Source organism: Marinobacter salinisoli (genome assembly GCF_017301335.1).
Classification (GTDB): domain Bacteria; phylum Pseudomonadota; class Gammaproteobacteria; order Pseudomonadales; family Oleiphilaceae; genus Marinobacter; species Marinobacter salinisoli.
The window spans coordinates 3508744-3521272 of the sequence record NZ_CP071247.1 but is presented as its reverse complement, the minus strand read 5'-3'; the positions used below and the strand labels follow the sequence as shown (position 1 = coordinate 3521272).

Below are 12529 nucleotides of genomic sequence, written 5' to 3'. Positions count from 1 at the left end.
TCCACAACCAAAACGTTTGTCAGGAGGAAGTATGAGCTTTCGACTAGGGGTTGATGTGGGCGGCACGTTTACGGACTTACTGCTCATCAACGACGATACCGGTGCGACGTATACCGCCAAGGTGCCTTCGACACCTTCCGACTCGTCCCAGGGGGTGCTCAACGGGATCGAGAAGATTTGTCGTACATCGGGGATTGATCCGAGACAGATTCGCTCGGTCATGCACGGTACAACTGTGGCGACCAACGCCATTTTGACCCAGAAGGGAGCCAGGGTTGGTCTGGTCACTACTCAGGGCTACCGGCAAGTGCTGCACATCGCGCGGTCCTTTGTGCCGGGCGGGCTGGGTGGCTGGGTGATTTTTAACAAGCAGCCACTGCTGGCGTCCCTGGAAGACACGGTCGAGGCGGTCGAGCGGGTCAGTGCCAAGGGTGAGATCATCCAGGAGCTGGACGAGTCGGACATCCGGTCGAAACTCGCATTGCTGCGCGACTCCGGCATAGAGGCCCTGACGGTCTCTCTCATTAATGCCTATGCCAGTGGCGCCCATGAGGAAAAAATCGCGGCCATCGCCGCGGAAGTGATGCCGGATATTCCGGTATCACTTTCCTCCCGGGTAGTTCCGGAAATGCAGGAGTACGAGCGGACTGAGACCACCGTGGTGAACAGCTTTGTCCGTCCGGAAGTATCCAGCTATCTGGATCACCTGGAGCATGAGATCAAGTCCCGGCTGGCGGATGACGTCCAGTTGTCCATCCTGCGTTCGGATGGCGGACTGGCCACCTGCGATTCGGCCTCCTACACGCCCGTCAACCTGCTGTTGTCCGGTCCAGCCGGCGGCGTCGCCGGTGCCATCTGGTTCTGTTCCAGGGGCGGCTTCGACAAGGTGCTCACGTTCGACGTGGGTGGCACCTCCACCGACGTGGCGCTGATTGAGGACAACAGTGCACGACTGCGGCGGGAAACCCGTGTCGGTGACGTCGCAGTCCGTGCGCCTTCGGTGGATGTCCGAACGGTTGGTGCCGGGGGCGGTTCCATCGCTTTTGTACCTGAGCTGACCAAGGCGCTGCGGGTCGGGCCGGACAGTGCCGGTGCCGAGCCCGGACCGGCAGCCTATAACAAAGGCGGCGATCAGCCAACGGTCACCGATGCCAACGTGGTACTGGGGTACCTGCCGGCTAACCAGCGGCTCGGTGGGGATATGGAAATCCGTAAGGACCTGGCCGAAGCAGCCGTTCAGAAGGTGGCGGATGCCATGGGGGTTCCTTTGAAGGAGGCGGCGGAAGGCATTGTGCGGATTGCCAACGAGCATATGTTCGGTGCACTGCGCTTGATTTCGGTCGAGCAGGGCTATGACCCCCGCGAATTCGCCCTGTGTGGGTTCGGTGGTGCCGGTCCTCTGCACGCCAACGCCCTGGGCATTCTGATGGATGCCTGGCCAGTGATTGTACCGCCGTCACCGGGGGTGCTCTGTGCCTACGGTGATGCCACCACGCGGGTTAAAGACGAGGCGTCCCGTTCCCTGATCAAAGGCTTCTCCAATATCGACAAGAGCCAGGTGGTGGATATTCTCGAGGTACTCACCAAGCAGGTGAGTGATTCACTGGAGACACAGGACATCCCGGGCGACCAGCAGACCATCACCTGGGAGGCGGACGTGCGCTACCAGGGACAGGCGCTGCTGCTGACCCAGACGGTTGAGCCGGAGGATCTGCGTAGCAATGGTCTGAGCGTGTTGCAGGATGCGTTCGACGCGGAGCATGAGCAGCTGTTTAGCTTCTCGCTGGATGAAGAGCATGAGCTGGTTAATCTGCGCGCCATTGCGCGGGCCCCCCGCCCGAACATCAATGAAAAGGAATGGGCGGAAAAAGCGCAGGATCTGAGCGCGGCGGTCACGGGTGAAAGCCCCATCTACTTTGACGGTCAGGATCACACTGCGGTGCTGTATGACCGTGAGAAGCTCTGGCCCGGGCATGTGGTGCCCGGTCCCGCCATCGTAACCGAGATGGATTCAACTACCGTGGTTTTTCCGGGGTATCACGCGAAGGTCGACCAGGTGGGTAACCTGCTGATTGAACCCGTGGATCACAAGGGGAAGGAGTAATCGTATGCCAGCGAACATCGTTCAACCCAACAGCAAACCACTTGAACGCGTAGAAGTGGATACGGTCACCCTCGATATCATCGAGAATGCCATGGCCAATGCCCGCAACGAGATGGACGCCGTGCTCTTTCGCACCGCCATGTCGCCGGGTATTCGCGAGCAGGGTGATGCCTTCCCGATGATCGCCAATCACGAGGGTAAAATGGTCGTTGGCCAGTTTGGTTCGTTCATTACCGGGTTCACCCAGTCCTACCAGGGCGACATCGAGGAAGGTGATATCTTCCTGACCAACGACCCCTACATGTGCGATGGGGCGGTGAGTCACCTGCCAGACTGGCTGGTTCTGGTGCCCATCTTCAAGGACGGCCGGCTCATTAACTGGGCGGCCATGTTCGGTCACATGTCCGATGTGGGCGGCAAGGTTCCGGGCAGCCTGCCGACCGATGCGCAGACCATTTTTGAGGAAGGTATCCGGATTCCCCCGGTCAAGATCTACAAGAAGGGCGAGCTGAACGAAGACGTTCTGGATTTGATCCTTCACAACGTGCGGATGCCGCGCTGGAACAAGTCGGATTTCAACGCCATTGTTGCGTCCTGTCGTACTGCCGCGCGTCGCTGTGTCGAACTGGCAGAACGTTTCGGTGACGACGTGTTCTGCAGTGCTCTGGGCATGATGCTTGAACGCAACTACATAGCGATGCGCGAAATCATTCGCAATGTGGTTCCGGAAGAGAAACGTTCCTTTGAGGATTATATCTGTGACGATGGTGCGGGACTGGGGCCTTACACCATCCGCTGCACCATGTGGCGCGAGGGTGACAAGGCCATCTTCGATTTTGAGGGGACCGACCCACAGGCTCCGTCTTCGGTGAACTTCTACCTCAACGAGGAGATGTTCAAGATGTTCTTCGGGGCGTTCACCATCAACCTGTTTGATCCGTCAATCCTGTTTAACGACGGTTTCTACGACCTCGTTGAAGTGAACATCCCCCAGGGTTCCATACTCAAGCCAAACTTCCCGGCAGCCTTGTCCTGCCGGACTCACCTGCTGGGACGGATCTTTGACGTCATGGGTGGCCTCCTGGGGCAGGGCACTCCGGATGCCATGAGTGGTGCCGGGTTCTCGGATTCGCCCCACTTCATGTATTCCGGCTATGACGAAAACAACGAGTGGTTCCAGTTGTTCCAGATCGGCTTTGGCGGAATTCCGGGACGCCCGGCCGGTGACGGTCCGGACGGCCATTCCCTGTGGCCGGGCTTTACCAACGTGCCAAACGAGTTCGTAGAGGCCTATTTTCCGCTTCGCATCGAAACCTACGAGACCATCACCGACTCTGGCGGTGCTGGCCTTCATCGTGGCGGTAACGGTATCCGCGTGGGTTACCGGCTGCTGGCAGACGGCGAAATCTCGATCCACGACGATCGCTGGCTGACCTACCCGTGGGGGGTAAACGGTGGTGCGCCCGGGCAGCGGAGCCGCAAGGAGCTGGTCAAAGCCAACGGTGAGCGCCGTATTCTGCCCTCCAAGTGCGACCACGTGAAGGTTGAAAAGGGTGATCTGGTGATCTTCGATACGTGGGGTGGCGGTGGCTGGGGAGATCCCCTGCAGCGAGCCACTGACCAGGTGGCTGCCGACGTCCGCAAGGGACTGGTGAGTGTTGAAGGCGCCCGGCGATACGGTGTCGTTGTGAGCGCGGACGGAGCAGTCGATGAAACTGCCACAACGGAGTTGCGAGCCAGTATGGCCGAGGATCGTCAGGAGCCGGAGTTGTTCTCCCGCGGCGGCACCCTGGACGAAATCAAGGCCCGTTGTGAGACTGAGACCGGCCTGCCGGCACCGGCGACACCCACATGGACCACCGGTGTCGGAGGTGTGGCATGAGTCTGGACACTCGCGTCCTGGCAAAGGCCGACAGGTACGCCCTGATTGTGGTTGATATGAGTCTTGGATTTACCGACCCCACCCGCAGCCCTCTGGCTGCGGAGTGCGGGGACGTCATCAAGGCCAACCGGGTACTGCTTGAACGGTTCCGCGCTCAAGGACTGCCTGTTCTGTTCACCACTGTGGCTTACAGCTCGCCCGGCCAGGCTCGGATCTTCCGGGAAAAACTGCCCGATCTGGAAGTGCTGAAGGCCGGCTCCGGGCTCGAGAGCATCGACCCAAGGCTCGAACGTCGGGACGATGAAGTACTGATCACCAAGCAATGGCCCAGCGGCTTCTTCCGCACCGATTTGCACCAGCAATTACAGAAGGCCGGGGCCGATGGTGCCGTGGTAACCGGGCTGACTACCAGTGGATGCGTTCGGGCCACGGCTCTGGGTTGTCTGCAGCATGAGTATCGGACGGTGGTGGTCCGGGAGGCCTGCGGTGACCGGGATATGGATGCCCACGCTGCCAACCTGAAAGACCTCAACACCAAGTATGTGGATGTCCTGTCGCTGGAAGATGCGCTGAACCATGTGTTCTGAACGATCCCTAATGCTGGGGCTGGCGTTCGCTCTAACTGCCTGCGGCTCATTGCCAACTGAGACCATTGACGGCGACAACCGGCAGGCGTTTATCGCGCGCCTCGCTGCAGAGCCTGCGGTGTGTCGCAGTTACCGGGAGGTGTATGTGACCGGCTTCCGGGCCAACGTCAGAGCGCTCGCGAAAGACGATCCCGACGCTGCGGCAAGCGCAAAAGCGACACTGGATGAGAGCCGAAACCTGCTGCTTCGTAAGGGATTGTCGGGCAGCGATTGTGCCCGTCCTTACTGCATCATCGAGCCGTTGCAGAATGGCCAACTGGATAGCTGGTGTGGATTCAGGATTGACGCCGACGAAGGCGAGGAACTCTACCAATGGCTGAGTTATCCTGAAGTCCGGGAGCAGCTATCCAGCCACAACTGAGGAGATCAAGATGGCTGGTCAAACGCTGTACGACAAGCTTTGGAGCCGACATTTTGTCGATGAACTGGACGATGGTTCGTCGCTCATATACATCGATCGGCATCTGTTGCATGAGGTGACTTCTCCCCAGGCTTTTTCCGGCCTGAAAACCAATAACCGCCAGCCCTGGCGCATCGGCGCCAACATCGCCGTGCCGGATCACGCGGTACCGACCCGCAAGCGTGAGCTGGGAGTCGCTGGGATTGCTGACCGTGTGGCCAGGCGGCAGGTCGAGACACTGACCGAAAACTGCCAGCACTTCGGCATCCCGTTGATTGAACTTGAAGATGTGAGGCAGGGTATCGTCCATGTGGTCGGGCCCGAGCAGGGACTGACGTTGCCCGGCATGACGATCGTATGCGGCGATTCTCATACTGCGACCCACGGAGCCTTCGCAACGCTGGCGATGGGTATCGGGACCAGTGAAGTAGAGCACGTACTGGCGACACAAACCCTGCGAACTCAGAAGCAAAAAAACATGCGGGTCCGGTTCGACGGGCCCATGGGGCTCGGCGTTACTCCCAAGGACATGATCCTGGCCCTGATCGGGCGTATCGGCACGGCCGGCGGTACCGGGTATGCGATCGAGTATTCGGGGGATGCTATCCGGGATTTGTCCATGGAAGGGCGGATGACCATCTGCAACATGAGTATCGAAGCGGGCGCGCGTGCTGGCATGGTGGCCTTTGATGCTGTTACCGAGGCGTTCTTGCGTGACCGGCCGCATACGCCTGCTGGGGCGGATCTGGCGGACGCTGTGGAGTACTGGCGCAGTCTCCACTCGGACGAGGACGCAGTGTTTGACAGGGAGGAGGTGTTTGACCTCGGCAAACTGGTTCCACAGGTCACCTGGGGAACGTCGCCGGAGATGGTCACCGGCATTGATGGCTCTGTGCCGGTGCCCGAAAGCCTGGCCAGCCCGGCTGAGCGCAATTCGTTGACGCGTGCGCTCGATTACATGGGGCTGACGCCCGGTCAGTCCCTGAAAGGCGTGCCCGTCGACAAAGTGTTTATCGGCTCCTGCACCAATGCGCGCATCGAAGACCTGCGCAGTGTGGCGAATCTGGTCCGGGGACAGAAGGTTCATCGCTCCATCCAACAGGCCCTGATCGTGCCCGGTTCGGGGCTGGTCGGACTTCAGGCTGAGCGCGAAGGGCTGGACACCATCTTCAGAAAAGCAGGTTTCGAGTGGCGATCCGCCGGCTGCTCCATGTGCCTCGGTATGAACGATGATCGCCTGTCCAGCGGAGAGCGCTGCGTTTCCACCTCAAACCGCAATTTCGAAGGCCGGCAAGGCAAAGGTGGTCGAACACATCTGGCCAGTCCCGTCATGGCAGCTGCCGCTGCTCTTACCGGTGAAATTACCGACGTCAGGGAGTTGTAACATGGAGCCTTTCACCCAGCATACCGGCACCCTCCTGCCGTTTGACCGGGACAATGTCGACACCGATGCCATTCTGCCCAAGCAGTATCTGAAAATGTTGGAAAAAACCGGGTTCGGGGATTTCCTGTTTGACGATGAGCGCTATCTGGATTCGGGGGATGTGGATACCCCGCTTGCCGAGCGGCGTGCGAATCCTGAGTTCATCCTCAACCGGTCGCCATATTCCCAGGCAAGTATTCTGGTGGCCGGGGCCAATTTCGGCTGCGGTTCCTCCCGGGAACATGCGGTGTGGGCACTTCGGGACTTTGGTTTCCGCGTTGTGCTGGCAAAGAGTTTCGGCGATATCTTTTTTAACAACTGCTTCAACAACGGGCTGTTGCCGATCATTCTCGATGACACCGTCATTGATGAACTCAACGTTCTCGCGCAGACCTTGCCCGAGCTGGCAGTGACCGTTGACCTTGATGCGTGTGAGATCCGTGCCGGTGATCGGATCTGGACTTTCGTGGTCGATCGTGGTCGCCGGGAAAATCTGTTGAGCGGACTGGATGAAATTGGCCGAACACTGGAATACGCGGAATCGGTGCGTCAATATGAACTGAACCGCAAGAAACTGGAGCCGTGGCTGTTTCAGGATTAACGATGTAATTTCCGGAGGCGAATTTTGGAGTTCAACAACGCAGAGAGTCGTCGCGCCACCGTTTGCCTGATTGGTAACTCGAAACTAAGCAAAATGGTGCATTCGCTGGTTCCGGAATTCAGCTCCATTGCCGAAATTGTCATTATTGACAGTGTCTTTCACGACGCACTTCTGTCCGCCCGGCGACTGGTGGAGCACGACGCGGTCGATGTCTTTATCAGCGCCGGGGCAAACGCCTATTACCTCAAGGATACCCTGCCGGTTCCGGTTGTGCCGCTGGAGGTGCGCCAGTCCGATCTGGTTGAAGCTGTCCTCAAGGCTCGCAGGGTGGACCGAAGAATTCTGCTTCTGACCCACGAACATCAGGCCACCTGGACCGGGTTTCTGGAGTATGTCGAGGGTGCGGAGATCGTCCACCGCACCTATCAGACTGCCGAAGAGGCAAAGGAGATCTTCGATCGGGTCAGAGACGATGGCTTTGGCGTGATAATCGGCTCCAGTTACACCTGCGACCTGGCCGAAAGTGCAAACATCCCCTACGTCATGCTCTATTCCAGGGAATCATGCCGGCAGATGATCCAGCGGGCTATTGCGGTGGCTGGCGAATACAAGCGGGAAAGTGAGCAGAGAGCCTTCAGTCAGTTTCTGCTGGACAGCGCAACGGAAGCGACCCTCGTCACCAATCGGGATGAGCAGATCATTGGATTTAATGGCGCTGCCCGAAGCCTGATTGCAGGGTTAAGCCGCAACAGGCGGGTGGACAGGTATCTGGATGGACGGTTTCTACAGACGGCGGAAACCGTTGCCGATGGCATCCTGATCGGCGAGCGGCTCTGTCGGGTCGCCAAGCGCTCGTTCGAAATGGACGGTCAGCGCGTTGGCCACCTGTACTTGATCAAAGCGGCGCCCGTTAGTGCGCCAGATGCCGACGCACCATCCTCCACGCTGGTATTTCAGTCCAAGAGGATGATGGAAGTCAGTCACTTTCTTCAGGTGTATGGGGCAACGCCCGGGGCTGTCCTGCTGCGGGGGGAAACCGGAACCGGTAAGGAGCTGGCCGCCCGTATGGTTCACGACTCCAGCGCCAATCGGAACGGGCCCTTTGTCGCGATTAACTGCGCCGCCATTCCGGGTGAACTGTTCGAATCCGAACTCTTTGGGTACGCCGACGGAGCATTCACCAGTTCACGCAGCGGTGGCCAGTCTGGCTTGCTTGAGTCCGCCAACAACGGGACCTTTTTCATGGACGAGATCAACTCGCTGCCTATTCCGCAGCAGGCCAAGTTGCTGAGGGTGCTGCAGGAAAAAGAGGTGCGGCCCGTCGGTGCGCGACGCTCCATTGCCCTGAACATCAAGTTCGTGGCTGCCTGTAACCATGATCTCCTCAAGGAGGTTGAGGCGGGCCGGTTCCGGGAGGACCTCTACTACCGGCTTAATGTCTTTATCGTCAATCTGCCGCCCCTGAGGGATCGGCCCGATGATATCGAACCGCTTACACGGCACTTCGTCCGGACGCTGGGCAAGCAATACGCTATAGAAACAGACGAGACCGCTCTGGTGGCAGCACTGGTGCCAATCTTTCGGAAATACCACTGGCCGGGTAACGTTCGGCAGCTTGAGAATCTGATGGAACGATTGTTGGTGTCGTCGAGCATGTATGCCTCCGTCGACCAGTTCGCCAACAATCTCCCCACTTTGGCACCCGAGTTGTTTGAGCGTCAATCCGTATCTAAGTCATCAGCGGACTCCGGGCATTTGCAGACTATGGAGCAGGAAGAGATTCTTCGGGTTCTGGAGAGTTTCAATGGCAATAAGAGTCGAGCCGCGGAGTATCTTGGGATCAGTCAGACCACGCTGTGGCGACGTCTGAAGCAATTGAAGTCCGGAACTGTTGACTGATCTGATTCAAGAGGTTCTCAGTCTTAAACTAATAAAAAGCCCCGTGCAGCGAGATGCTGTCACGGGGCTTTTTTCTTCAGGGCGCTGACCCAAGAACAGGGCCGGGCACCCGACGCTTATTCGTAAGTGCAGAGGTAAGCCGTGTCGACGTCCGTGGTCACCTTGAAGCTGGCCTGGCCGGCGACTTCAAAGCTCTCGCCCGCGCCATAGGTCAGCCAGTCGTCCATGCCCGGCAGCATCACGGTCAGTGCGCCACTGATGATGGTCATGGTTTCTTTCTTGGTGGTTCCGAACTCGTAGTCGCCCGGGCTGATCACGCCCACCGTCGCCGGCAGGGTGGAGGTCTGGAAGTTGATGGACTTGGCTTTGCCATCAAAATATTCATTAACTTTCAGCATTGTGCGCTGTCTCCTTATAAGAAATGGGGCGCCTACTATACGGGAATTCTCCGCCCTTCCAATGAAAAATTGTGGGTCCCAGCGGCGGGCGCCGACCCGTTTTGACCGGGCGATTACCAATTACCCCGGCATTCAAAGCGGGTTACATTTCCGACCGGTCCGAGGGTTGCAGCGGCATTCCGCCCTCTGTTTTTCCTTCCAGTCCGCTCTCAAGCTGATGGGTACCGGGATCGTAGCGCTCGCGGAGCTCGTCCTTGATGGTGCCGTCCCAGAGTTCTGCACCGGTACGATAGCCGGCGCGGCCAATAACATGGGCCGCGATGGGCGTGGTCAGCAGGATGAAGATAATAAAGGCGATTGCTCTGGCAACGACGGTGCTTTCAGAAAAATGCAGTGCCACTGCGCTCATGATCAAGATAGCACCCATTGCACCGGCCTTAGTGGACGCATGCATGCGGGTGGGCAGGTCGGGCAGCCGCAGGATGCCAAGGGCGGCAAGAATAACGAACGAAGCCCCGGAAACTAGCAGAACAGAAACGATCAGTTCACTCATCCTTAACGCCTCCCCGTTCCAGGAATCGTGCAAACCCGATGGCCGCCAGGAAGGCGGTCAAGGCGATGACGATGGCGACATCAAGAAAACTGGAGACGCCTGTATCAATGGCGTGCACGCCGACGAAGCCCACAACCACGGAGGCAATGAGCTCGAGAGCAACAACGCGGTCGGCGAGGGAGGGGCCAAGGGTTAATCGAATGAACGAAAACAGCAGCGCCAGGGAAAACATCAAATAAACCAGATTGATTGCAATATTCAGCATGGCAGCTCCTAGCGCATGACTTTCAGGATTCGGCGTTCCAGTTCCCTGAGGTCTGCTCTGAGTTGTTCCTCGTCCTGAAGGAACATGGCGTGAATGAATAGCACACGCCGGTCATCGGAGACATCGAGGCTCAGAGTGCCCGGCGTCAGGGAAATCAGGCTGCTGACAAACATGATCTCCATGTCGGATCTGGCCTCGAGGGGAAATGCGATCACCCCGGGTTTCATATGCCAGACCGGTGTTGCGATGTCGTAGGCAACCCGCAAGTTTGACTTCACCAGTTCCCTGATAAAAAAGAACAGGAAGGCCATAAGCCGTGGCAGCCTCCGCGAATAGCCCTTCAATGCCGGTACCTGCTTCTGCAGTACCATGAGTGCAAAGTAGCCGAAGCAGAAGCCGGCCAGCAGGTTCATCCCGGTAAAACTGCCACTGAGGGCGGCCCAGGCCAGGGCCAGTAGTAAATTCCAGAACATGCCAGTCACTTCGACTGCCCTCCCAGAACCGCTTCGATATACAGTTGTGGGTTCATTAGCTGGTCGGCTGCCGTCTCGGCGAGCACGTAGATGGGCTGACCGTAAAGGCCAATAATGAGCGTGCAGAATGCGAGACCAACAACGGGCACGTAAAAGGCCCAGCTGCGTGGGTCTTTGACTTCACCATTGAGCCTGCTCACATCCGTCACATGCTCCGGGACTTTCTTCCAGAAGACCTCCGCCCAGATCTTGATCATCGAATAGAGGGTCAGTAAACCAACCAGTAAGGCAATGCCTGAAATGAAATACTCGCTGGCCTCAAGGCTTGCCCGAATCACAACGAACTTGGCGAAGAAACCGGACAAGGGCGGGATACCCGCCAGCGACAACGCCGGAATCAGAAACAGCAGGGCCAGATACGGACGCTGACGATAGACGCCACCCAGGTTCTTCAATTCATAGCTGCCCAGCAGGCGGTAGGTAATGCCGCTGACCAGGAACAGGTTCGTCTTCACGATAATGTGATGCATGATGTAGAACACGCCCCCAATCAGCGCCAGTGGCGTGAACAGGGCAAGCCCGAGCAGCATGTAGCCGATCTGGCTGACGATATGGAACGACAGAATCCGGCGGAACTCGAATTGCGCGGCGGCCCCGAGCACGCCCGTAAGCATGGTGATGGTGGCGGCCCAGAGCATGATGGTATGCGTGTACCCCACATCCTGGGTGAAAATCAGCGTGAACACCCGGTAAAGGGCATATACCCCAACTTTGGTCAGCAAGCCGGCAAACAGCGCAGAAACCGCTACCTGCGGGGTGTGATAGGACGCCGGTAGCCAGAAAAACAACGGGAAAGCCGCCGCCTTGATACCGAAGGACACCATGAAGAGTAGAGAGACCACCGTGACCATGCCGGGGTCTTCAACCTGACTGACCTTCTGGGCGATGTCCGCCATGTTCAGGGTGCCGACCATGCCGTAGAGCAGGCCAACGGCCGACAGGAAAATCGCCGAGGAGAACAGGTTCAGGGTGACATACTTGATCGCCCCTTCCATCTGCGCGCGTTCGCCGCCGAGGGTCAGCAGTGCGAAAGATGCAAGCAGCATCACCTCAAACCAGACAAACAGGTTAAAGATGTCGCCGGTCAGAAAAGCACCAGAGACGCCGGCAAGCAGCAGGTGCATCAGGGGGTAATAGCCGAATTTTTCGTGCCCCGGGGGCGTCGAGGCGAGGGAATAAATTGCGATAGCGAGGCCGATGATGCTGGTGAGCACGATCATAATGGCCCCCAGCACATCGGATACCAAAACGATGCTGAAGGGCGCTGGCCAGCTGCCCACTTCCACCACCAGGAAGCCCTGTGCGATGGTTGAGCGCATCAGCCAGATACTCACCCCGAGCAAGAGCCCGGTGGCAATCACGGCAAGAAGGCGCTGAACGCGAACGGAGCGCCAGAACGCCAGAGAGAGCGCGCCGGCAGTCAGAGGGATCAGAATCGGAAGAACGAGCTCCAGGTTCAAGTATCCGTATCCTTCATCTGGGCAAGGTCATCGGTTCCCACCACTTCGTAAGCCCGTCGTATGAGAACCACCGCGAACGCTAGCACGCTAAACGCAATCACGATTGCTGTGAGGATCAGCGCCTGGGGCAACGGGTCTGCCACCGCACCGGCGGCTTCCGCTGTGCCTTCGGGAATAAGTGGCGGCGCACCCCGTGTCAGGCCCGAGACCACAAAAATCAGCAGATTCGCAGCGTTGCTGAGAATGATCAGGCCAATCACCAGCTTCACGATCGAGCGCCGCAGCATCATGTAAATGCTGGCCGCAAAGAGCAGGCCGATAACATAGGCCATCAGGGTTTCCATGGAGTTGCTCCTCGTTTGCA

The 12529-nt window shown here is 58.3% G+C and carries 13 protein-coding genes; 7 read left to right on the top strand and 6 right to left on the bottom strand.

What is annotated here, in order from left to right; all coding sequences use genetic code 11:
- Positions 1-31 precede the first annotated feature (31 nt).
- Genes LPB19_RS16055 through LPB19_RS16025 form a run of 7 tightly spaced genes read left to right on the top strand, consistent with a single transcriptional unit; the run spans position 32 to position 8956 of the window.
- A complete protein-coding gene (locus LPB19_RS16055; RefSeq protein WP_206643883.1) occupies positions 32-2104 on the top strand; it encodes a hydantoinase/oxoprolinase family protein in 2073 nt (690 codons plus the stop codon).
- A 4-nt stretch (positions 2105-2108) separates the two neighbouring features.
- Positions 2109-3986 carry a hydantoinase B/oxoprolinase family protein gene (locus LPB19_RS16050; RefSeq protein ID WP_206643882.1) on the top strand — a complete coding sequence of 626 codons (1878 nt, stop codon included), beginning with the start codon at positions 2109-2111 and terminating at the stop codon, positions 3984-3986.
- Positions 3983-4573 carry an isochorismatase family protein gene (locus LPB19_RS16045; RefSeq protein ID WP_206643881.1) on the top strand — a complete coding sequence of 197 codons (591 nt, stop codon included), beginning with the start codon at positions 3983-3985 and terminating at the stop codon, positions 4571-4573. The genes LPB19_RS16050 and LPB19_RS16045 overlap by 4 nt, the downstream gene beginning before the upstream one ends.
- A complete protein-coding gene (locus LPB19_RS16040; protein ID WP_228289139.1) occupies positions 4563-4994 on the top strand; it encodes an isopropylmalate isomerase in 432 nt (143 codons plus the stop codon). Before LPB19_RS16045 ends, LPB19_RS16040 begins: the two co-directional genes overlap by 11 nt.
- Positions 4995-5004: 10 nt before the next feature.
- On the top strand, positions 5005-6417 hold the full coding sequence (leuC, locus tag LPB19_RS16035; RefSeq protein WP_206643880.1) for a 3-isopropylmalate dehydratase large subunit: 1413 nt from the start codon (positions 5005-5007) through the stop codon (positions 6415-6417).
- A 1-nt stretch (position 6418) separates the two neighbouring features.
- Entirely contained in the window at positions 6419-7057 is a 639-nt protein-coding gene (gene leuD, locus LPB19_RS16030; protein ID WP_206643879.1) for a 3-isopropylmalate dehydratase small subunit, read from the top strand.
- Positions 7058-7081: 24 nt separating this feature from the next.
- On the top strand, positions 7082-8956 hold the full coding sequence (locus tag LPB19_RS16025; protein ID WP_206643878.1) for a sigma 54-interacting transcriptional regulator: 1875 nt from the start codon (positions 7082-7084) through the stop codon (positions 8954-8956).
- Positions 8957-9072: 116 nt separating this feature from the next.
- Here LPB19_RS16025 and ppnP read toward each other — a convergent pair whose 3' ends face one another.
- The 6 genes from ppnP to LPB19_RS15995 form a co-directional block, all read right to left on the bottom strand.
- Positions 9073-9354 (bottom strand): pyrimidine/purine nucleoside phosphorylase, encoded by a 282-nt coding sequence (gene ppnP / locus LPB19_RS16020; protein ID WP_206643877.1) that lies wholly within the window; start codon positions 9352-9354, stop codon positions 9073-9075.
- 142 nt (positions 9355-9496) lie between these two features.
- Positions 9497-9907: a monovalent cation/H(+) antiporter subunit G gene (gene mnhG / locus LPB19_RS16015; protein WP_206643876.1), complete on the bottom strand. Its 411-nt coding sequence runs from the start codon at positions 9905-9907 to the stop codon at positions 9497-9499.
- Positions 9900-10172, bottom strand: a complete 273-nt coding sequence (locus LPB19_RS16010) for a monovalent cation/H+ antiporter complex subunit F (protein ID WP_206643875.1) — start codon at positions 10170-10172, stop codon at positions 9900-9902. The genes mnhG and LPB19_RS16010 overlap by 8 nt, the downstream gene beginning before the upstream one ends.
- A gap of 8 nt (positions 10173-10180) precedes the next feature.
- Positions 10181-10654, bottom strand: coding sequence for a Na+/H+ antiporter subunit E (locus LPB19_RS16005; RefSeq protein WP_206643874.1), 474 nt, complete (start codon positions 10652-10654; stop codon positions 10181-10183).
- Positions 10651-12165, bottom strand: coding sequence for a Na+/H+ antiporter subunit D (locus LPB19_RS16000; RefSeq protein WP_206643873.1), 1515 nt, complete (start codon positions 12163-12165; stop codon positions 10651-10653). Before LPB19_RS16000 ends, LPB19_RS16005 begins: the two co-directional genes overlap by 4 nt.
- The gene (locus LPB19_RS15995) at positions 12162-12509 is read right to left on the bottom strand and encodes a Na+/H+ antiporter subunit C (RefSeq protein WP_206643872.1); all 348 of its coding nucleotides are present in this window, start codon (positions 12507-12509) and stop codon (positions 12162-12164) included. The genes LPB19_RS16000 and LPB19_RS15995 overlap by 4 nt, the downstream gene beginning before the upstream one ends.
- Between the last annotated feature and the right edge of the window lie 20 nt (positions 12510-12529).

Coding starts and splice junctions, on each gene's coding strand:
- LPB19_RS15995 (WP_206643872.1), bottom strand. CDS start 12,509: ATGGAAACCCTGATGGCCTATGTTATCGGCCTGCTCTTTGCGGCCAGC.
- LPB19_RS16010 (WP_206643875.1), bottom strand. CDS start 10,172: ATGCTGAATATTGCAATCAATCTGGTTTATTTGATGTTTTCCCTGGCG.
- leuD (WP_206643879.1), top strand. CDS start 6,419: ATGGAGCCTTTCACCCAGCATACCGGCACCCTCCTGCCGTTTGACCGG.
- ppnP (WP_206643877.1), bottom strand. CDS start 9,354: ATGCTGAAAGTTAATGAATATTTTGATGGCAAAGCCAAGTCCATCAAC.
- mnhG (WP_206643876.1), bottom strand. CDS start 9,907: ATGAGTGAACTGATCGTTTCTGTTCTGCTAGTTTCCGGGGCTTCGTTC.
- LPB19_RS16050 (WP_206643882.1), top strand. CDS start 2,109: ATGCCAGCGAACATCGTTCAACCCAACAGCAAACCACTTGAACGCGTA.
- LPB19_RS16055 (WP_206643883.1), top strand. CDS start 32: ATGAGCTTTCGACTAGGGGTTGATGTGGGCGGCACGTTTACGGACTTA.
- leuC (WP_206643880.1), top strand. CDS start 5,005: ATGGCTGGTCAAACGCTGTACGACAAGCTTTGGAGCCGACATTTTGTC.
- LPB19_RS16045 (WP_206643881.1), top strand. CDS start 3,983: ATGAGTCTGGACACTCGCGTCCTGGCAAAGGCCGACAGGTACGCCCTG.
- LPB19_RS16040 (WP_228289139.1), top strand. CDS start 4,563: ATGTGTTCTGAACGATCCCTAATGCTGGGGCTGGCGTTCGCTCTAACT.